Source organism: Alkalihalobacillus deserti, assembly GCF_020734105.1.
GTDB classification, from domain to species: domain Bacteria; phylum Bacillota; class Bacilli; order Bacillales; family Bacillaceae_D; genus Halalkalibacter; species Halalkalibacter deserti.
Genome location: NZ_JAJAFR010000005.1, coordinates 255,611 through 274,676 on the forward strand (window position 1 = coordinate 255,611; position 19,066 = coordinate 274,676).

Consider the following 19,066-nt stretch of genomic DNA (forward strand, 5'->3'; position numbering starts at 1 on the left):
AAAAATGAATAATCATGGTGTGGTTAACAAAAAGGCTAATTTATATGTACTAAGCTTATCGTTGTTAGGCTGTAGTTTGTTCGTCTTATTTGGAAATATTACATTTTCCTATAGCTCTAGTGATTGGCTTCTGATTTTGAGTTTAGCTATTGTAAATGTTTTATCTAAGCATTTTATCATTTTAATTCCACCAAAGGGAAATTCTCTTGTAATGGATTCTACTATATATCTAGCTTCGCTGTTTATCTTTGGTTTAGACATGACATTGATGATTCTTTTGTTAAGTATCTTGATTGTTTCTCTTTATCAAGTTAAAACAGCATGGTGGAAACATCTATTCAATTTTTCTACTTTTTCACTTATGATTCTTTCCGCTTATTTTACTTTTACATTTACAGGTGGAGAAATAGGCTTAATTCGTTTTGAGTATATACATTTATATCTTTTAGCAATGTTAACTTATATGTTGCTGAATATTTTTACGATTGGTGTTTTCTTCTGGTTAATTAGTAACGATCCTTTATTTTCAATAATTAAAGTATTCTTAGCAGAGTCTATTTATAGTTATCTAAGTACCTTAGTCTTATCACTAATATTAGGAATTATGCTCGTTCACCAACCAGTGATAGGAATAATGCTTTTTGCTGCTGTTATTCTCATGCTTTCGTTAGCCTTCAAACACCATTTCGAACTGTACGAAGAAGCTTCTAAAAAAGCGAACAGAGATGATCTAACAGGGTTATACAATCATGGTTACTTCAAAGAAGTGTTAGTGGACTATGTAAATACGAAAGACAATCATCGATTTAGCTTAGCGATGATCGATATAGATGATTTTAAAAAGTACAATGACTTTTACGGGCATCTTCAAGGTGACAACTTGCTTCAATGTTTTGGTTCCTTGTTGAAAGAAGGATGTAGACCTTTCAACTACACTTATGCGCGATATGGTGGCGAGGAGTTTGTTATTTTAATGCCTGAGACCACGGGAAAGCAGGCTTATCAATTTCTAAATGGGTTACGAAAGAAAATAAATGATACATATTTTCATGGAGTGGAAATTCTACCACAAGGTTGTCTTTCTTTTTCAGGAGGAATTGTTTCACATGAAGGGTCTGTTTATAATTCATCAGAATTACTAGAAAAGGCAGATCAAGCGATGTACTATGCGAAAGCGCAAGGAAAAAATGGTGTCCATCTCTATAATGAGGGGGATGTCATTCAAAAGAATCTTGACGAAGATAAGGAAATTGAATTGCTTGAACAACAAGTTCGCATTTTTCTTTCTAAGGATGTATATACGTACAAACACAGCAAGCGCGTGTACAAATATGCGATTAACTTTGCGAAAAAGTTACAATTAAATGAGCATGAATCGAAGATATTGATCTTGGGTGCCCTTATTCATGATATCGGAAAGTTAGAAATTCCAAGAGATATTATCAATAAAAAAGGAAAATTAGAGCCCCATGAATGGGAAATGATGAAGAAACATGTGAAATGGGGCAAAGAAATTATCTCCACCAATAAGGACCTTAACGGTTTAATTCCTTTAGTTGAGTTACATCATGAACGTTATGATGGCAAAGGCTATCCGCATGGACTAAAAGGGGATGAGATTCCTAAATTAGCAAGAATTTTATGTATTATTGATTCGTTTGATGCAATGACGTCTGAGAGACCTTATCAAGCAACGAAAACATTTGAGGAAGCGATTGAAGAATTACAAAAGTGCTCAGGTCAACAGTTTGATGCGAGGTATGTTCCAGCCTTTATTGAAATGATGGAAGAAAGTGTTTATAGCGAGCCTAATATTAGTAAGTAAATAGAGACATAGATTAGCCTGTCATCACTCGACTTTAAATCGATATGATGACAGGCCTATTCTACTTAAAACCTAAGCTAGCTTAGGTTTTTTTCCTGCAAAAAGCTCTACTCCGCAAAGAGATGGTTCCCAATTGAAAACGTTGGTGTGCGTGTGAAAATCCACTCGGATGTTGCAATTTGTGGATTATAATAATAGGTAGCTCCCTTAGAAGGATCCGAACCAGTCCAAGCATCACGTACTGCTTTATAGGAAATGGAAGTCGGTGGTAAATTATATTGGCCATCATGTACAGCTGTAAATGCATTCCGTTGATAGACTACTTCCTCTATGGAGGAGGGAAACTCGGAAGAATGCAGACGATTTTTTATAACGGCAGCTACGGCAACTTGTCCTTCATAAGGCTCTCCTCGTGCTTCGCCATGAACGATTCTAGCTAATTTTTCAATCTCACCTAACCGATAAAATGTGTTTGCTCCAGTAATCCCATCGGCTGTTAACTGGAAATCCTGTTGAAGTTGGCGAACGGCTTCTTCTGTAAGCGAGCCATAATACCCCGTAGCATTCGTATGTAAATACTCTAAAGCGATCAATTTTTCTTGTAACTCAATAACTCCCGCTCCAACGTCTTCTTTTTGAAGAGAAGTCTGAGCAAATAGTTCCTTAGGAAATCCGAGCATCGTAATAAGTAAAAGAAAAGCAAAAAACATGACTTTCATAAAAAACATACCTCCTTTTCTCTAATCATTTAAACATAAATAAAATAAAAACCAACCCATAATCTAGTATTTGAGAAGAAGCTCCTAGATTATGAAAATGTATGAAATGATTTCAAGAAAGAAAGGTACTTTTCTACTGAACCGATATATCTAAAATAATCAAGCAAGGTCTAAAATGAAGATTTCTGGCGTATAGAAAGATAGCAACGATCACATTAATTGAATACTACTACAAAAAATGAAAATATTGACTACTACTACAAAAAATGAAAGTATAGTAGTTATAGAAATAATTTTAATCACTTACGATATCATGGGGAGGGAGAATCAAATGAGTTTAACGAAGAAAATTATCATCGCACTGATTTTAGGGGTAGCTGTAGGCTTGGGATTTAATCTTTTTGCTCCTACTGCCTTTGGGCCTGTCGATGCTTATGTGTTAGTACCACTTGGACAGATATTCTTAAAACTGATCACGATGTTGGTTGTGCCACTTGTCTTCTTTTCCATTGTGCTTGGAACAGCAGGTATGGGTGATACGAAAAAATTAGGCCGGATCGGAACCAAGACCGTTGGGTTTTATTTACTCTCGACCGTCTTCGCTCTTTGCATTGCTTTTGCCGTAGCTCTTGTGATCCAACCGGGTCAAGAAGGGTTAATGGGTGAGGCAGGGGGAGCAGACTTTGAAGCGCAAGAGCCACCGCCAGTAATAGAGACATTATTGAACATTATTCCAACAAACCCAATTGATGCGTTGGCAACGGGGCAAATGTTGCAAATTATTTTCTTTGCGATCTTTATCGGTTTTGCATTGGCTCATCTTGGTGAAAAGACGAGCGGAATATTCAGATTAGTAGAGCAAGGCAATGAGATTATGATGTTTCTCGTTACGATTGCGATGAAGCTTGCGCCATACGGAGCGTTTGGTCTTATTGCTTCGGCATTAGGCAAACTAGGACTAGACGCGTTAGCTTCGATGGGGATGTACATGATTTGTGTGATTTTAGCCTTGATCATACATGTCGCTCTTGTCTACTCAGGAACAGCTTATTTCTTAGGGAGAATGAATCCGGTTCAATTCTTTAAAGGCTTTTTCCCTGCGATGACGGTTGCTTTTAGTACATCAAGTAGCAATGCAACCCTACCTATATCAATGAAAACCGCTCAGGAAAAACTCGGCGTTTCCAAACCGATATCTGGGTTTGTGCAGCCGCTTGGCGCAACGATTAACATGGACGGCACAGCGATCATGCAAGCCGTCGCAACGGTTTTTATTGCTCAAGTATTTGCCGAACCATTATCAGTCGGTGCCTTAGTAACCGTCGTATTAACAGCAACGCTTGCGAGTATTGGAACGGCCGGTGTACCTGGAGTCGGAATGATTATGCTGGCGATGGTCTTGCAGTCGGTCGGTTTACCAGTCGAGGGAATTGCCCTTGTCCTAGCGGTTGACCGAATCCTCGATATGCTTAGGACTGCTGTTAACATTACAGGAGACGCAGCATGTGCAGTATTCGTCGAACGGAGTGAAGGTGGGAAAGATAAGATGAAGACGGCTTAAGGGTTGTTACCCCCTTTACATTTATAAAAACGAAGCATTTCTTTCATTTTGGAGTGAAAGAGATGCTTCGTTTTGTTTGTTACTGTGCATGAAGCTAGAAAAAAGCTTCTTAAGGCCCTAGCCTTGCCTTTTTGGGATTTGGCGGTCGTTAAAGGACTGGAATAAAGCCCACCCCCAACCACCCACCCAATATATAAGTCCGTTAGTCTTCTAGAAATGTAGGCTGGATCTCACTAACCGAACGAAAGCCAAACGCACACAACCGAATTGGTTTGATCCACGTGCGCTAAGGGTCTGACCTACGTTCACATCTGTGATATGATAGAATAAAAATCAATAGGGAGCGAGGGACCAATCGATGAGCGTTACGATTCAGCGAAACGACCCCTGCTTATGTGGCAGTGGGAAAAAGTATAAAAAATGTTGCATGAACAAAGACAATGTAATTCAACTGCAGCAAGTGAAGGAAGAGCGCTTTTTACAACAGAAGCATTCTTTAACAAACATGTTACGAGATTTCATCGATTCAAAATTTTCATATACTCAATATCAACAGCAGTATAACTTGTTTAAACAGCGGACAGATCGAACGATTTCAAAAAGAGTAGAGGAAAGATTTTTTGACTTTTGGCTTTTTTATTTCCATCGTTTTGAAAATGGTTTGCGAGGCATTGAATGGTTTGCAAAAGAGCGTGGAGCCAAGTTATCACGAACCGATCATGAACTGATCAAACAATGGATAGGCTTACAACCAAGATTGATCGAAGCGACTGGCAAGACTGAGTCGGCGATTTTATTTACGGATGTATACACGCAGGAAACCTTTACCATTTTATACCCAAGTGAAAAGTTAACCACTTTTAGTCCTTGGTACGGGACATTAGCTTTACTTGAACCGTTTGAAGGGAATTACCATTTTCATGGTGTCAATGTCATGCTTTCCCCTGAAAGTGTACAGGCTGCAAAGCAAACAATAGAGGCATTTTCAGAAAAGACAGCTTATAAGAATGAACAAGTCATCCTTGAACATTACCCGGAAATTTTGGCTGCTGCCCTTAGCACAAAAAATGTAGATGATCGTGCTCAAAAGGATACTTACTTATTTAAAATTCAAGCCGACCTGCTTGATGAAGAAACCGTTGCTTCTTATTTTTATCAACTTGAGGAATTCGTAGTTGAAGAATGGAGCGAATCAAGCAAGCGAGCTGGGTGGGCTAAAAATTGGAAAGTCTATCAAGATACAGAAATAGAAGGAGATATCATTCTAGCCGATGTAGACGGTCAGCTCATCATCGAAGAGAGCGCGCTCACATACACGTGCCATGATGAAAAGGCCAAACAGGCATTTCTTGATAAACTGAAGGATGTGCACCTAGCGATTGCCAATATCAAGGAGCAGACAGAAACGATCAAACTGCCAATCAATGCCGAAATTCAAAACACACTGATTAAAACGGGAGACAATGTCCCGCCATATGCAGCTCTTTACGTCCAGGCTGTTGGCTTGATCGATGTAACGGGTGCAATCCCTAAATACGACCATCTCTCCTTAAAGGAATTAATCGAAAAAAACCGAGCAGAAGAAGCTGTTCAGTGGTTGAAACAAATGGAATACCAAATTTTTCAGATGGCCGAGCAGGAGTATGGGGAAGTTGAATTTACCGCAGACGTTAACACCTTACGAAACACATTAGGGTTACCCCTTTCACCATTTGTGACAGGAGGGAAAAGTCGACTCTCTTCTATCAAAGCGATCGATCCACAAAATCAAAAGCGGTCCTCTCTTTCTGAAGAAGACATTGCTATTTATCAAGAGCTAGGATTCACACCAACAACGATTGACAACTTTTATACGGATGATCTAATCGACTTTTATAAAGAAAAAACAGTCGGAAAAGGTGAAAATACGATTAGAAAATACAACAAAAACGTCTATGATATCCGCGAAGCGTTGGAGGCCTTTCCTTTTGATAGCTGGAGCAAAATTGATGCAGGATTTTGGGAGAGATTAATCGTTTTTGATTTTGCTGAAATCAACGGGCCTGTAAGTAAATCGCATCTGAAGGAATTCTTATCAACGGTCAAAATGTTTACGAAATGGCTTGATAAAAATAAGAAAACAAAGATAGCGAAAGAGGTTGCAGCATTTATTTCCGAAGAAGAAGCTGAATTGATCGGAGCAGCAGAGCTCTTAACTCAATTCAATCCAAATCGTCGTTATATGAATGAAGTTACTGAAAAGATGGCTGAACTAACCAAAATTATTAAAAGTATGACAGGTGAACATAAAGAAGTCATTAATGGAACGTTTGAAGTTGAAAAAAAGAACAAAGGTAGCATCAGGGTAAAAGCATTAGATGAAAACACGGAACCAATAACGGTCGAAATGCCAGCCAACGAACTTAAATTTGCCCAAGAAGGAATGATCCTTGTAGCTGAAATTGAGAAAAAGAGTGCAGCTACCTATGAGTTTGTTGATATCTATCAAGTTTATGTGAGTGAAGCGCTTATTTATTTGCTAGAGCAAGTAGAACCAGTCAGTATTTAAGACTAAAACGTGATTTGGCCAGTATATCTGGAACAGTTGGCATTCTCCGTCCTGTCGACATGACGATAATTGCTGTATAGAGATGGTTCGTTTAACGCTGGATTTTATGAAAAAGAGGTTGTTAAGCATGTAAATGAATTAGCGGGGTTGTTGGTATAGAAGGCAGATCTGTGGTTGATCTAGTGGACTTGACTATTTAAAAATGATTTAGTGAAAAACTCCTATTGCAGAAGCTTTTCTGGTTCGCGTCTATAAAGGAGTTTTCATACGAATTTTAAAAACAGTCGAAAATGCTCATTTATCAATACCAACAATGAAAGGCTGTATAAAATAGTGTAGGTTTTAGGTCTGTAAGGGGAGATTCACAGTTGACTGCAGACGTCTTCCCGAGGACTAGCTTTCTAGCTAGTCTTTTTATTTTAGCATGCACTATTTCCCGGAAAATGTCGAATCAAATTGAATTTCTGGAAGTAATCTTTCATTCGAAATTCGTTTAATTTTTCCAAAATAAAAAGGAATCCTCTATACATATGTGTGGGGGATTCCTTTTTCCAATTTCCGTATTGAGTGATACTTTTCAAAGCAAAATGTAACAAATCAAGTAGTTTGGTTTTGCGAATAATATGAGAGTCGAGGTCGTCAAAGCGCTGAGATAAGGTCCAGATTTATTTACTTGAATATGAGTAACGAGGTCGTTGAAGAGCTGGAATAACGCCCGAATTCGCTTGAAAAAGAAAAAGCGGTCGTTAAAGAGTCAGAATAACGCCCAAATTCACTTTAATATGAGTGAAAAGGTCGTCATAGCTCCGAAACACTGGCCCGCCCGGAACAATATACAATTTATCATGTTACTAACGCTTACTAATACTTTTCCACTCACGCAAGAAGGGCTTAAAAATGATCGTATTACTCTACTATAGAAGATTGGCACATAGGTATACCTAATTACAATATATTAGTACACCGGATTTAAGGACTAGTCGCTTAAATGCAGGAGGACGTAAAAGATGCATAATTATATACACTAGCATTGAGTAAACCAATTATGTATGTTGAGGATCTATTTTAATGATCGTTTACGGTAGTTTCTCAAGCAAAGACGTGTAAATACAAGGATAAAAAAAGCCTGTATGTTACCGTGAAGCTTAGGACGACTACCGTATTTAAATTGTTGTATCAATTGGACATTCTAGTCGATTCCAGTACCCTAAAAACTTAGAATTCACTTAGCGCTCATTCTTATTTTTAGCAATAGCCTGACGGTCAGGAGCTTGTGGCGGCTTCTCCATCCAGCCATTTTTAATCATGATGTTAGCTCCATCTTCAGCATATTGGGCAATCTCAAGCATAAGACGGCTGTAATCGACTCCTAAATCTTTTCGCGGTGAAGAACCTAACGAAACCCCGTAATAGCCAATACCAGCAGCGTTCATTGCTTCAACATGAGACATAATCAGTTTATCTGAAAAAGTGACAACAGAGGAGTCTCTTGGTGTATCCCATAAATTTGGAGCTGGAAGGTCATTCTCAGTAAGAAGAGTATTAAAAATTTGTACGTGTTTTTGCGCGATCTCTTTTCCTCGAACCATATAATCCCTTACCTCTTGTGACTGAGCAACTTGGCTAAATCCAATTAATTGAGTGACACCCGTTATATTTCGAATTAAGTTGAAAAAGATATTGGATATTTCAATGGAATTTAATGGCCTCTTGTCACCAAAACCTGATAAGAAGCCTTGGTGCTGAACAAATTCAACTTTTTCTGGCATAGGAATAAAGGGGGCTCTTAGAAAAATCCCTTTTTTAAGAAGAAGGTCTGAAGAACGGTTAAATAATTCTGTCGATGTGAGATTGTTTTCAGAGTAGAATTGCCGAATATCGGCTCTAGCCGACGTTGATAAAGCAACCGTATAAGAATGTAACCCTAACTTAGCTTGATTATATACGTAGGTGAGATAAAACATATCATTATATAGTCGTGGTGCTTGTAAATTTACATCTTTCTCCGTAAATCCTAGAGGGATGGCTACCTGTTCTTTTTTAAAAATTTCAGTTATTTTTTGAACATGGCTCTCAGATAATTGTAAAGCAAATTCAAGGATTGAGCGTATTTCATTATCATCAACGTGTTGAAGGTAATGATTAAAAACAGAAATTGCGAGCGTATCGTTCATATAATTGGACCATAAATTATTTAACTCTGAAGATGTAAGATTGATCTTTGGCTCGGCGTGCAATGTTACTCAGCTCCTTAATACAAATGCAAATGAATTTCCAGTATTTTATCACCATCCGAAGTTTGCTCGTTTTGTCTAAAAATTATACATAAAAAAAGGAGAGTCGATCATCGACTCTCCTTGCTTATAGACTATAATTAGCTTTTTTCTAAGCTTCAGCAACCAACTTCGGCTTTTTAATCAAACAACGGCCTTTTCCATAAGGGATACATAAAGGAGTTCCAAATAGAGGGTCGGCAGTTACTTGACATTCCATATCAAAGACGTCACGAACCATCTCGCAGCTAATGACATCTTCAGGCTGTCCTTCTGCATACACATTGCCATCTTTTATCGCGACTAAATTATGAGCATAACGGCATGCCAAATTTAAGTCGTGTAGAACCATCACAATCGTGCGGTTTTCTTGTTCGTTAAGTTCAAACAAAAGATCTAAAATTTCAATTTGGTGTGTCATATCTAAATAGGTTGTTGGTTCGTCTAGTAAAATAATATCTGTATCTTGTGCCAGCGTCATCGCAATCCATGCTCGTTGCCGTTGACCGCCGGATAATTCATCGACTGCTTTATCTTGAAAATCAACCAAACGTGTTGCTTCGATCGCCCTTTGAACAATTTCTTCATCTTTAGTTGACCATTGCTTAAACCATGATTGATGCGGATATCTCCCTTGTTTCACTAATTGATAAACCGTTAAGCCTTCAGGGGCAATCGGAGTTTGCGGTAACATCGCCATTTTTTTCGCAATGTCTTTTGTATTCATTGTTGCAATGGCTTTGCCCTCGAGCATCACATTACCTGAGTTAGGCTTTAATAAACGAGCAACAGAGCGAAGAAGGGTTGATTTGCCGCAACCGTTTCCTCCTATGAAAACGGAAATTTGTCCTTTAGGGATCTTCAAATTCAAATCTTCTATGATAATCGTATCACCGTAACCGAGAGATAATGATTCAGTTGAAATCGTTGGATACATTTTACCGCTCCTCTCAGCGATCAAAGTATAGTTTTTATATTAGCCTATAACGATATTCATTATCATTTAAGTTTAGTAGTCAGAAGTGATTTTGTCAATAAGCGGTTATACTATTTAGTATTTTTAAAAAATATGTTGCAATTTATTTTAAATAGCTATACAATTTGATTGAGAATAATTATCATGATCATTACATATGATTTTAGGAGGCAATCCGGTGAAGAAATTTACACTATTATTATCCGCACTTATGATATTCTTACTTTTGGCTGCTTGCGGGCAAACGGAAGAACCAGAAAGTGCAAATGAGACAGAAGAAACTGAAACAGCAACTGAAACGGAAGAAACAGAACAAGTAGCAGAAGCCATTACGATCTCTGGTGTATTAGGAGATGTTGAATTAGAAGCGCCTGCAGAAAAAGTTGTTGCGTTAGAATGGACGTATGCAGAAGATTTACTAGCTGTTGGTGTACAACCTGTTGGGATGTCTGACATTGAAGGATATAACAGCTGGGTTCAAATTGAAGAAGAGCTAGGCAGTGACGTAGTTGATGTTGGAACACGTCAAGAGCCAAGTTTGGAGAAAATTGCCGAGCTTGAGCCAGACCTTATTATTGCAATTAAATTCCGACACGAAGCGATCAAGGAAGAATTAGAAGCGATTGCACCTACCGTATTCTTTGATCCATATCCAACTGATGAGACAATTAGTCAGTATGATGAAATGGAATCAACATTCACAGAGGTTGCTAAGGCAGTCGACAAGTCAGCTGAAGCTGAACAAGTACTTGCAGATTTAGAGCAAAAATATGAAGAAGCTAAAACAACAATTGAAGCTAGTGACTTAGCTACTAAAGATGTTGTTTTATCTCAAGCATATAGTGCAAATCAAGCTCCAGAAATTCGTATTTTCACGCCAAATTCAATGGCAGCCGTCATTTTGGATAAGATTGGTTTAAATAATGTTCATGAGTCAGAACAATTTGAAGTATATGGCTTTAGTACAGTAAATGTTGAAGCCTTGCCACAATATGAAGAAGCTAACTTCGTTTATGTTGTCCAAGATGAGGACAATGTTTTTGAGAATCAATTAAAAGACAATGCCGTATGGAAAAACTTAAACTTTGTCCAAGAAGATCGCATGTATGCATTAGGTGGAGATGCATGGTTATTTGGTGGACCGTTATCAGCTAAAGTTGTCGTTGACCGTATTGTTGAAAAGATGGTGTCAAACTAATTGCGTTCAATAAGCCCGAAGTCCCTTTCCTTATTAGGGGGCTTCTTCTTGTTAATCATCGTTTGTCTAATCCACCTGACTCAAGGACAAGCTGATTACACAGTTAGTGAATTGTTATCAGATGTTTGGGTAGAAGGTCGAGTGCAAGATATCATTCTTGGAATTCGATTGCCGAGACTAGTGATTGGCATATTAGCTGGCGGAGCTTTAGCTGTGGCAGGTGTCATTTTGCAAACGTTAACGAATAACCCACTCGCATCTGCAAGTACATTGGGGATTAATGCGGGTGCTTATTTTGGTGTGGTTGTCGCAATTATTTTTTTCCCAGACTTTCTTGGTCAATACCCTTTTTTAGTTGCGGTACTTGGAGCGGTCTTGTCTACGATCCTCGTTTTGGGACTAGCTGGAAAAGCGCTTGATCCGGTTCGAGTGGCATTGACAGGAATGATTATCTCATTATTGTTTTCCTCGGTAACAGGAGCGTTGCAGCTTCTTTTTGAAAATGAAACAAATGGCTTATTTTTATGGGGAGCTGGAACGCTCTTTCAATTAGATTGGTCCGGTGTGACGTTCGCTTATCCCTTTGTCATGATAGCGATCATCGTAGCTATTATTGCAGGAAAAGCGTTAGATACCCTCTCATTGGGAGAAGAGCTTGCGACGTCTTTAGGACAATCTGTTTTAAAAGTTAAGGTATTAGCATGGACGCTTGCTATCGTGTTAGCTGCTGTAACCGTGAGTGTGGTTGGTGTCATTGGCTTTGTTGGGCTCATGGCTCCACATATTGTTCGTTTAATGGGAATCCGTGGACATCGAGCGTTATTGGTTCATTCCTTTTTATGGGGGAGTGTTATTTTAATTGCTGCTGATGTCGTAGCGAGGTGGATCCAACCGGCTCAGGAAATTCCGGTAGGGGCGATGACCGCTTTAGTTGGTGGACCATGGTTAATGTACTTGGCTTATCGGACAGCTAAGCGCCAAAAAAGAGGAGAAAAGCCTTTAGGTGGGACTAAAAACCCGGTATCGCTAAAAATCTTGATCCCGTCGATCTTGCTTGTGATCGGTGTTGTTGTATTTATTTCGTTCTCTTTTAATGGTGAAACCTGGATCCCTGTATCAGAGTGGACCTCGAAAATCGTTTGGAACTTTCGTATTCCGCGGGTAATAACGGCGTTTGCCATTGGGGCACTGCTAGCAGTTAGTGGGGTCTTATTACAAGGCGTCCTTAGAAATCCGTTAGCTGATGCAAGCGTGCTCGGCATCACCTCTTTAGGTGGCGCCGGTGCGATGGTCTTTCTCGTGTTATTTCCTACGTTATCCATTGCCTGGATGCCAGTCGGTGCGATCATCGGAGCAGGCGTTGCGATGCTGATCATTTTCATTACGTCTTGGCGAACGGGTTTTCAACCGATATTAGTGGCATTGATTGGGATTTCCGTATCCGCGTTTGGTTCGGCTCTTATTCAAATTCTAGTCGTCAAATCAAAACTAGCCGTTGCCGCGGCACTTGTTTGGTTGTCGGGTAGTACGTATGCGAAAGGGTGGGGAGATGTTCAACTCGTAACGATCATCTTTTTACTACTAATTCCATTTGCGATTTATTTTACAAGATCGCTAAATGCATTAGCCTTTGGCGATGATGTCGCAGCAAGTCACGGACTGGAAATCTCAAGAACAAGAATCTGGGCGTTGATCATTGGAGTCGCATTGACGGCCGGAGCGATTTCTATCGTTGGAACGATCGGCTTTATTGGCTTGCTTGCTCCTCATATCGCTCGGCGCGTAGTCGGGTATTCACATTTACCGCTGATGGTGACAAGTATGTTAGTTGGTGGATTCTTACTTGTTCTCGCTGATTTCATTGGGCGCGTGTTATTAGCTCCTAAAGAAATACCTTCTGGGTTGGTTGTTGCCTTAATTGGCGCGCCTTATTTGTTGTATTTGTTGCGGAAGATAAAGTAGTCAGTTGCTAACGTACGGATCTGATCCCCGGTGTGGTAATAGGGTAGAGCAGCTGGGGGGCTACATTGGCTGACACACTGGCTAAGATGAAAATAGAAGAACTAACTAGCTGATGAATGTAATGTTCATCAGTTTTTTTATTAGCCCGAGTAGGCTATAAACGGGGAAGAGGTTGTGAAAGCAGAGGAATAAAGCCCGAAAATGGCTAAAAGTGAGGGGAGAGGTCGTTAATGAGCCAGAATAAAGCCCGAGTATGGCTAAAAGTGAGGGGAGAGGTCGTTAATGAGCCAGAATAAAGCCCGAGTATAGCTAAAAATGAGGAAAGCGGTCGTTAATGAGCCAGAATAAAGCCCGAGTACGGCTAAAAGTGAGGGGAGCGGTCGTTAATGAGCCAGAATAAAGCCCGAGTATGGCTAAAAGTGAGGGGAGCGGTCGTTAATGAGCCAGAATAAAGCCCGAGTATGACTAAAAGTAAAGGAAGCAGTCGGTCAAAGTAGCATAATGAAGCTAGTGCTTTGCCTGCTATGAGCCGGTTTCTCATAGCACGCGTAAACTAGAAGGGGCAATCTCTTAAAAAAACCTTTGACTAAACTTTCTCCACTACAATTCTTTCCGCAGATGCTTCGGCTACTGTTTGACGCCAGTTGGGATCACTTAGTTTTGCAGCAGATTTGATAAAAAAGTTTTCTATTAAAAGTGCCGACATGCTTGTCTCGCGTAACACATGGAAGTTGGCTTGCATTTTCCCGCGTTTCGCTAGGTTATTTACTCTCGTAATCTCTTCGTGCATGATATTTTGGTAGTGTGCGGTTTAAGATAAGTTAGACAAACTGCTGTGGATATAATCTTCGTACCCTTGTGCAGTACCGTTAAAACTATTGATATGGATCGACAAAAAAAACGGCTCGCCACGAATTTGCCTCCTTCGTCCGTTGAGTTAAACTCACATAAGTGTTTTGTTATTCGACTTCAACATCTTGAAAACCATTCTCTAGTATATCGCGGATACGAAGAGCAATATCTAAGGCAATGTCCTTTTCTTCAAGTCCATTTCCAGTAGCGCCGCTGTCTGAGCGACCATGACCAGGATCTAAATATAGTTTCACTCGTTTCATCACCTTCCTTTACGGTTAAACTATTCAAATACGTGAAAGCTTGTATGGTGAGGACTGTAATTTTTAATAATAGGGCTATAGGAAGGTAGCTAGGAAAAGAGGACATTTTGGTCAAAATAACTACTTGACCCGGGCAACACTATGATAAAATGTCTTACATGTAAGATAAAAGGAGGACTCTGAGATGAAAAAGTGGCTAATACTAATAATTGCAGGGTTTCTATTGACTTTGACAGGCTGCGGGGAAACGTCTGAAAAGGAAGAAACTATTGAGCAGCCAACAGAGGAAGCAGAGGTACAAACAGAATCAATTACAGTAGAAGAAAATCCGATTGTAACAATCACCATGGAGGGTGGCGGAGAAATTCGTGCCGAGCTGTATCCAGATATTGCGCCCAATACGGTTGTTAATTTTATCTCTCTAATTGAAAAAGATTTTTATAATGGTTTAACGTTTCACCGTGTGATACCAGGATTTATGATTCAAGGTGGCGACCCCGAAGGAGATGGCTCGGGTGGTCCGGGTTATTCAATACCAGGAGAGTTTCTAGCAAATGGGTTTGAAAACCCGTTAAAACACGAGCGTGGCATTCTTTCAATGGCTCGGTCGAGTGAACCGAATTCAGCAGGATCGCAGTTTTTTATTATGGTAGAGAATACCCCAGAACTTGATGGAGATTACGCTGCTTTTGGGCGTGTAATAGAAGGAATGGAAGTCGTAGATGCAATTGTCGCAACTAAACGTAATTACCACGATAAACCGGTAGTAGAACAAGCGATGAAAACTGTAACAGTTGATACGAAAGGCTATGAGTATCCTGAACCAAAGGTACAGTAGTTTCGTTCATAGTTAATGAATAATAATAAGGAATGCTCCAACTAAAAAGGAAGCATTCCTTTCCTTCTCCGCTAAACCTCCTTACTCGAATTTACCCTGCTAGTCTCTTAATAGAAATAAAAATACAGGAGTTATCAACAATGAGATTGAAATATATTTTTGTCCTTTTACTGGTTTTAATGAGTGCTTGTGCTCCAGCTGAAAACAAACTACCAGATAGCATAGAAATCGATGAAGAAAATCAAGTCTATCTTGAAGGGGAGTGGATCGTTGCTAAGGTAGATAGAGTTATCGATGGAGATACAATTGTGATTTCTCAATTAAATTTACAACATGTTGAAAATCAGCAGGTAGTTAAAAAACTTTCTGACCAAGATACTGCTGTCACAGTACGTTTTCTAGCTATTGATACACCGGAAAATACACAGACTAAGCAAGTGTACGGAAAAGAAAGCACTGAACTTGTTAAGCAGTTGTTGGAAGGAAAGGAAGTCATCATCGAAATCGATCCACTAGCAACATTTGATAAGTATGACCGTTTACTTGGACATGCGTTCACCGTTGAAGGCGCCAATATCCAGCAATTGCTTTTAAGAAATGGCTTAGCGAGAGTGGCCTATTTATACGATGACTATCAATATGTCGATGACTTTTTGGCTGCAGAAAAAAAAGCCCGTACTGAACAGTTATCGATCCACTCGATTGAAGGGTATGTGACTGAACGCGGATTTAATATGGATGCGGTAAACTAACGGGTTCGAAACAGACGGAGAAACCTTTAAAAAGCATACCATTTACCAGACAACTTAAATCCAGCATCCCTTGTCGCTAATATAGTTATTACTCCAAAATGACGGTCAAACGGTCTGTTAAATAGTTGTTAACTTTTTTTCTCCCTCTTAACCAAACGGCTTAGTAATAGACAGGTGACTTAATACAGTAATATAAGATCAGGCGAAGAGGGTCAGACAACTTCGCCTGATTTCTGCTTTTCTATCGTATTACTACCAACCTCGAACAAGCTCTAGTAGAGCTTGTTCAAAACAACCATGTTTTAACAAACACCACGATGAATGAAAACTAGGACTAACGCCTAAGTTTTCGTATAAAAAGGGAAGACCACTCTTTTTGAACCTTTAATATCCTCTCTCCTAATGCGGAGTTGCAATGGCTTCACTCACTGCGCGTCTATCCGAGAAAACCACTCGGATCGACTTAAAACATGGCAGTGGCTTCGCTCATTGCTTCGAGCTAGTTCAAAAAGGGAAGAACGCCCTTTTTGAACTAGCTCTAGTAATAAAAATCTAATTAATTTTTAATGGACCCCCTAAAAAAGTCGGGTAACCACGTATAGATCTATAGATAGGTGACGAAATTACTTTAATAGGAGAGTGAAAAGATATGGTTGGTGAATTGGTAAAAAAACATCGCATGAAAAAAGGTTTATCTCTTGCTGAACTAGCAAAGCAGGCAGGTGTTGACAAATCCTTTCTTAGTTCTATCGAAGGAAAAACTCATTTTACCCCTTCTTTACAAGTTCTGGAAAAAATCACTCCTGTTTTAGGCATGTCTATCGATGCATTATTAGTTGAATGCTCACTCGAAACTTCGGATTCAGTTTGGGATAATATTGTTATAGATGCACTCGAAGCAGGAATGACAACAGAAGAGTACATAGAATTTATCGGATTTGTGAAAGAACTAAGTTCGAAAACAACATCACCGAAAATGCCAAGTGCTTACTACTTTGAAATGTTCAGTGAAAAATCAGTTACTGGTGATAGGTTTAGTTTTAATTAGGTAAGTGTTCGATTGGTTAAAAAGAAGCTAACAGAGAACGATCATTTCCTTATAAAAAGGGTGACTTAACAGGGCGCGAGGAGCGACGAGTTAAGTCACCCTTTTTTATTTACGATACTTTTCGTTATTCAAACGCGCCTAGGACAGAGAACCTTCTAGCACCAAAAACCGCTGCCGTGAGATTGCCGTTCAACCCTATTATAGTAAAATTGTCAAACAATGTTGAAAATTGTAGTAATATGTCTTTGGGTATGATATAAATGAACTAATAGCCCGTTCTAGATGGAACGAACGAAAAGGGAGTAGGAATAATTACCTAGTTCTCCTTAAGCTTAAGAAATGTAAAAATCATCGTAGGCCTTTGGCTATTCTAAAAAACCAGAAAAAAATTCTCCAACACAAACAGCCTTTTCCAACTTAGCTAATCGGGAAGAGCTATTTAAATATAACTTTTGCTAATGGCAAACTTATCGAAAGGTAAGGACGCAAAGCTACGGACCTAAAGTGAACGTACAATGGTGGCCGAGTTACCGAAAAAGATGGATGCCTTTTTTGGTATCCATCTTTTTATTTGAACAAAACTAGAAGACTAGACGATGATTGGACGAATTTCATTTAGTAGGATCGCTCTATAAGAGCTTGTTCAAAGGGAAGACCGCCCTTTTTGAACAAGCTCTATAAAACTTTGGATTTAATTCAAAAATAAACAGTATTAGTAAATGGAAAGATAGGAGGCAAAAGGAATGCGTTTAATCACGCTCGACAGATGTCAGCCGGGAGCAAAATTAGGCAAAACGATTTACGATGAAAATAGGAAGGTTCTGTTAGCTAAAGGAACAGAACTAAGCGACAGATTACTAGCCGCGTTAAGGAGATATAGTATTTTTACAATCTATATAGATGATGTCGAGTCTGAGGGAATTGACATCGCCGAAGCGATACCCGAGGAGCTCCGTGCTGAAGCGGTACATCTCATTACAGAAGGGTTAGATGCACTCGTTGGGCTAAACTCCAATTCAGCACACATCCGCGGAATGATTAAATCAGGAAGGGCAGTCCGCAGCTTTCAAAAGATATTTAGAGACATTCATAGTTGTTTAAAGGACAATCGAATCGCTTTAAATTTATTGGCTTCCACAAAAATCCATGAAAACTATGTATACACTCACAGTGTCAATGTAGCTATTTATGCTTGCCAGTTAGCGATTGAAAATGGGTTGCCCTTAAAGAATATTGAAGAAATAGGCTTAGGCGCCATGCTCCATGATATCGGCAAGATGTATATCCCGCTGGAAGTTTTAAATAAACAAGGAAAGCTAACTAAGAAAGAATTTGAGCTTATACAGGCTCATAGCGAACTAGGTTTTGATACACTGAGAAAGGTACATGAGATTCCGCTACCGGCTTCTCATTGTGCATTTCAACATCATGAAAGAATAGATGGGACTGGATATCCGCGCGGTTTAAAGGGAGACGAAATTCACAGATACGCGAAAATAATAAGTGTGGCCGATGTGTTTGACGCTTTGACGAGTCACCGAGTATATAGACCTCCATTGTTGCCACACCAAGCTATTGATTTACTTGATGCTGGAAAAGGAACACAATTTGAAAGCAAGCAGGTTGAATTGTTTAAGGGGTGTGTGGCGATTTATCCTCAAGGATTAAGTGTTAAATTAAATGATGGTAGAACGGGTATTGTCAGTAAATATAATTATAATGCCGTTGGACGACCTTGGGTAAGGATAATAGGCGATGAGGAGCAACAGGAAACAAAACCGTATGAAATTGATTTAGCATCAAACGACCATCTATCTGTGGAGATTGTAGAAGCAGACGTATTATTAAAATAAGACAATCTGCACGAAAATATGATTACTAAAAAGAAACCTTTAAAATCATCAGTCGGAAGCAGGGAAAGCAAATGAATGTTGAAAACTGTCCGGAATGTGATAAAATTTTTCAGAAGCAGCAACATGATGTTTGCGAAGAATGCTAGGAAGAGGATTTATCAAAATTTAAAAAAGTTAGAACTCTTATAAGAGGAACACCACACGTCTCATTATATCGAATTTCGACTAACCGAATGTTTCATTAAATACGCTTTTACGTAGGAAACAAAATGGCCGAATTTAAGAAAAGAATGATTTTAGTATATGGTCCGGTAGCGTGTGTCACAATCATAAATAAACCAAATATGCAGTTAGAAAAAATAAATCCCCAAAAAAACTATACAGTGAATCGTGAACGT

At 39.2% G+C, this 19,066-nt stretch carries 14 protein-coding genes and 1 riboswitch; of the genes, 9 read left to right on the plus strand and 5 right to left on the minus strand.

Annotated elements, in window-relative coordinates; all coding sequences use genetic code 11:
• Positions 1-4 precede the first annotated feature (4 nt).
• On the plus strand, positions 5-1,825 hold the full coding sequence (locus LDX58_RS12240) for a bifunctional diguanylate cyclase/phosphohydrolase (protein ID WP_227937115.1): 1,821 nt from the start codon (positions 5-7) through the stop codon (positions 1,823-1,825).
• A 107-nt stretch (positions 1,826-1,932) separates the two neighbouring features.
• On the opposite strand, the gene LDX58_RS12245 is transcribed toward LDX58_RS12240, so the two are convergent.
• Positions 1,933-2,544 carry a cell wall hydrolase gene (locus tag LDX58_RS12245; protein WP_227937116.1) on the minus strand — a complete coding sequence of 204 codons (612 nt, stop codon included), beginning with the start codon at positions 2,542-2,544 and terminating at the stop codon, positions 1,933-1,935.
• 331 nt (positions 2,545-2,875) lie between these two features.
• On the opposite strand from LDX58_RS12245, the gene LDX58_RS12250 reads away from it, so the two are divergent.
• Together LDX58_RS12250 and LDX58_RS12255 are read left to right on the plus strand one after the other, a co-directional pair.
• On the plus strand, positions 2,876-4,105 hold the full coding sequence (locus LDX58_RS12250) for a dicarboxylate/amino acid:cation symporter (RefSeq protein ID WP_227937117.1): 1,230 nt from the start codon (positions 2,876-2,878) through the stop codon (positions 4,103-4,105).
• Between the two features lie 358 nt (positions 4,106-4,463).
• Complete coding sequence (locus LDX58_RS12255; RefSeq protein WP_227937118.1) at positions 4,464-6,653, plus strand: SEC-C domain-containing protein; 2,190 nt, start codon at positions 4,464-4,466, stop codon at positions 6,651-6,653.
• A gap of 1,226 nt (positions 6,654-7,879) precedes the next feature.
• Here LDX58_RS12255 and LDX58_RS12260 read toward each other — a convergent pair.
• Together LDX58_RS12260 and LDX58_RS12265 are read right to left on the minus strand one after the other, a co-directional pair.
• Positions 7,880-8,890, minus strand: a complete 1,011-nt coding sequence (locus LDX58_RS12260) for a DUF3231 family protein (protein ID WP_227937119.1) — start codon at positions 8,888-8,890, stop codon at positions 7,880-7,882.
• Between the two features lie 148 nt (positions 8,891-9,038).
• Complete coding sequence (locus LDX58_RS12265; protein ID WP_227937120.1) at positions 9,039-9,863, minus strand: ABC transporter ATP-binding protein; 825 nt, start codon at positions 9,861-9,863, stop codon at positions 9,039-9,041.
• Between the two features lie 217 nt (positions 9,864-10,080).
• Here LDX58_RS12265 and LDX58_RS12270 point away from each other — a divergent pair, with 217 nt between their 5' ends.
• Together LDX58_RS12270 and LDX58_RS12275 are read left to right on the plus strand one after the other, a co-directional pair.
• The gene (locus tag LDX58_RS12270; RefSeq protein ID WP_227937121.1) at positions 10,081-11,100 is read left to right on the plus strand and encodes an ABC transporter substrate-binding protein; all 1,020 of its coding nucleotides are present in this window, start codon (positions 10,081-10,083) and stop codon (positions 11,098-11,100) included.
• Between the two features lie 48 nt (positions 11,101-11,148).
• The gene (locus tag LDX58_RS12275) at positions 11,149-13,062 is read left to right on the plus strand and encodes an iron ABC transporter permease (RefSeq protein ID WP_227937122.1); all 1,914 of its coding nucleotides are present in this window, start codon (positions 11,149-11,151) and stop codon (positions 13,060-13,062) included.
• A 586-nt stretch (positions 13,063-13,648) separates the two neighbouring features.
• Here the strand turns inward: LDX58_RS12275 and LDX58_RS25975 are convergent.
• Positions 13,649-13,852, minus strand: coding sequence for an N-acetylmuramoyl-L-alanine amidase family protein (locus LDX58_RS25975; RefSeq protein WP_308017508.1), 204 nt, complete (start codon positions 13,850-13,852; stop codon positions 13,649-13,651).
• Between the two features lie 169 nt (positions 13,853-14,021).
• On the minus strand, positions 14,022-14,168 hold the full coding sequence (locus tag LDX58_RS25980; protein WP_308017509.1) for an N-acetylmuramoyl-L-alanine amidase family protein: 147 nt from the start codon (positions 14,166-14,168) through the stop codon (positions 14,022-14,024).
• A 193-nt stretch (positions 14,169-14,361) separates the two neighbouring features.
• Here LDX58_RS25980 and LDX58_RS12285 point away from each other — a divergent pair, with 193 nt between their 5' ends.
• The 4 genes from LDX58_RS12285 (at position 14,362) to LDX58_RS12300 (ending at position 18,668) form a co-directional block, all read left to right on the plus strand.
• Positions 14,362-15,015: a peptidylprolyl isomerase gene (locus LDX58_RS12285; RefSeq protein WP_227937123.1), complete on the plus strand. Its 654-nt coding sequence runs from the start codon at positions 14,362-14,364 to the stop codon at positions 15,013-15,015.
• 140 nt (positions 15,016-15,155) lie between these two features.
• On the plus strand, positions 15,156-15,767 hold the full coding sequence (locus LDX58_RS12290; protein ID WP_227937124.1) for a thermonuclease family protein: 612 nt from the start codon (positions 15,156-15,158) through the stop codon (positions 15,765-15,767).
• Between the two features lie 649 nt (positions 15,768-16,416).
• On the plus strand, positions 16,417-16,815 hold the full coding sequence (locus LDX58_RS12295; RefSeq protein ID WP_227937125.1) for a helix-turn-helix domain-containing protein: 399 nt from the start codon (positions 16,417-16,419) through the stop codon (positions 16,813-16,815).
• Positions 16,816-17,265: 450 nt separating this feature from the next.
• Positions 17,266-17,350, plus strand: a riboswitch (cyclic di-GMP riboswitch).
• Between the two features lie 208 nt (positions 17,351-17,558).
• The gene (locus tag LDX58_RS12300; protein WP_227937126.1) at positions 17,559-18,668 is read left to right on the plus strand and encodes an HD-GYP domain-containing protein; all 1,110 of its coding nucleotides are present in this window, start codon (positions 17,559-17,561) and stop codon (positions 18,666-18,668) included.
• The last annotated feature ends 398 nt before the right edge of the window (positions 18,669-19,066 follow it).

What these genes read in the sequence shown, in the direction of transcription:
- LDX58_RS12240 (WP_227937115.1), top strand. Translation starts at nt 5, where the DNA reads ATGAATAATCATGGTGTGGTTAACAAAAAGGCTAATTTATATGTACTA.
- LDX58_RS12245 (WP_227937116.1), bottom strand. Translation starts at nt 2,544, where the DNA reads ATGAAAGTCATGTTTTTTGCTTTTCTTTTACTTATTACGATGCTCGGA.
- LDX58_RS12250 (WP_227937117.1), top strand. Translation starts at nt 2,876, where the DNA reads ATGAGTTTAACGAAGAAAATTATCATCGCACTGATTTTAGGGGTAGCT.
- LDX58_RS12255 (WP_227937118.1), top strand. Translation starts at nt 4,464, where the DNA reads ATGAGCGTTACGATTCAGCGAAACGACCCCTGCTTATGTGGCAGTGGG.
- LDX58_RS12265 (WP_227937120.1), bottom strand. Translation starts at nt 9,863, where the DNA reads ATGTATCCAACGATTTCAACTGAATCATTATCTCTCGGTTACGGTGAT.
- LDX58_RS25975 (WP_308017508.1), bottom strand. Translation starts at nt 13,852, where the DNA reads ATGCACGAAGAGATTACGAGAGTAAATAACCTAGCGAAACGCGGGAAA.
- LDX58_RS12285 (WP_227937123.1), top strand. Translation starts at nt 14,362, where the DNA reads ATGAAAAAGTGGCTAATACTAATAATTGCAGGGTTTCTATTGACTTTG.
- LDX58_RS12290 (WP_227937124.1), top strand. Translation starts at nt 15,156, where the DNA reads ATGAGATTGAAATATATTTTTGTCCTTTTACTGGTTTTAATGAGTGCT.
- LDX58_RS12295 (WP_227937125.1), top strand. Translation starts at nt 16,417, where the DNA reads ATGGTTGGTGAATTGGTAAAAAAACATCGCATGAAAAAAGGTTTATCT.
- LDX58_RS12300 (WP_227937126.1), top strand. Translation starts at nt 17,559, where the DNA reads ATGCGTTTAATCACGCTCGACAGATGTCAGCCGGGAGCAAAATTAGGC.